We start from the raw sequence: 1,220 nt of genomic DNA, 5'->3' as shown, positions 1-1,220 counted from the left end.
GGTGATATCAAGTGGTCAGTGCAACATGGTTTTTAATCATATCATTAGGAGTTAAATAGTTTAATATTCTTCTTGGTCGATTATTTAGTTTATTAGCGATTTTATCTAAATAACGTTGGTCAAAGCCATGTAGGCTTGTCTTTTTGGGGAAGTACTGCCTTAATAGGCGATTTGTATTTTCATTTGTTCCCCTTTGCCACGGACTACTCGGGTCACAAAAGTAAACATCTGTATTCGTATTTTTAGTAAATCTTTTATGGTCTGCTAATTCCATTCCCCGATCCCACGTTAGTGTGTTTTTAAGTGCCTTTGGTAAACCATTAAATTTCAGAATAAGTGCATTTACTACATTTTTAGTATCCTTACCATTAACTTGTACCAAAGCTGTATACCGTGTTTTTCGATCAACCAATGTTGCTATATGTGAGTTGCTACTTCCTGATATTAAATCGCCCTCCCAGTGACCTAGAGTTTCTCGTGTTTCAATTTCATGAGGCCTTTCATGAATTGTTTTAGCATCAATAATACCTTTATAAATTCCCTTATTTGTTGAGCGTTTACCATGCCTCAACTTACGTTTTGAGCGAAGATGGCTAAGGACTGCTTTTTCGAAAATATAGCGTGATGGGATAAATAACGTTTTATAAATAGTCTCATGTGAGATATGCATTTCAGATGATGCTGGGTGTTTTATTTTTAACCAGCCAGAAATTTGCTCTGGTGACCAGTCATCTAGTAGCTTAGATTCAACCAAATCGCTAAGTGGATTACCTTTTTGCAATTTACATTGCTTTGGCCTTAATGCTCGCTCTAGCGCATTTTTATCAGCCGTAACTGCACGGTATTTGGCAATACCACCATTGCGTTTGATTTCACGGCTTACTGTTGACGCTGCCTTTTCTACATTACGAGCTATTGCCCTGATAGATAAGCCTGAAGCTAAACCTCTTGATATATCTTCTCGCTCTTCTAAAGAAAGAAACGATAATCGACGTTTTCGTTGCACTGGCGATATTCCACCTTTTAATTTAAGTACACCGAATATAGAACCAGCATGCCTATCAAGCGTCAAGCCTATTTCGCTAAGCGTTTTACCTTCACGCCATAAGAACCATGCTTTCAGCTTTTCAATATCACTTAAACCACGTTTTGATAAGTCAGTCATAACAACCTAATTAATAATCAATTATAAGGTGTTGCATTGACCTATTGAATTCACC

Annotated in this window: 1 protein-coding gene; it reads right to left on the bottom strand. The window is 37.1% G+C overall.

All coding sequences use genetic code 11. The features are described 5' to 3' along the window. Window positions 1–7: 7 nt before the first annotated feature. The gene (locus DO88_RS01680) at window positions 8–1,165 is read right to left on the bottom strand and encodes an IS30 family transposase (protein ID WP_033040882.1); all 1,158 of its coding nucleotides are present in this window, start codon (window positions 1,163–1,165) and stop codon (window positions 8–10) included. Window positions 1,166–1,220 lie beyond the last annotated feature (55 nt).

The organism is Pseudoalteromonas sp. S3431 (assembly GCF_000690035.1).
Lineage (GTDB): Bacteria > Pseudomonadota > Gammaproteobacteria > Enterobacterales > Alteromonadaceae > Pseudoalteromonas > Pseudoalteromonas fuliginea.
The sequence above is the reverse complement of the archived record's forward strand: the minus strand, read 5'-3'. Positions and strand labels throughout refer to the sequence as shown.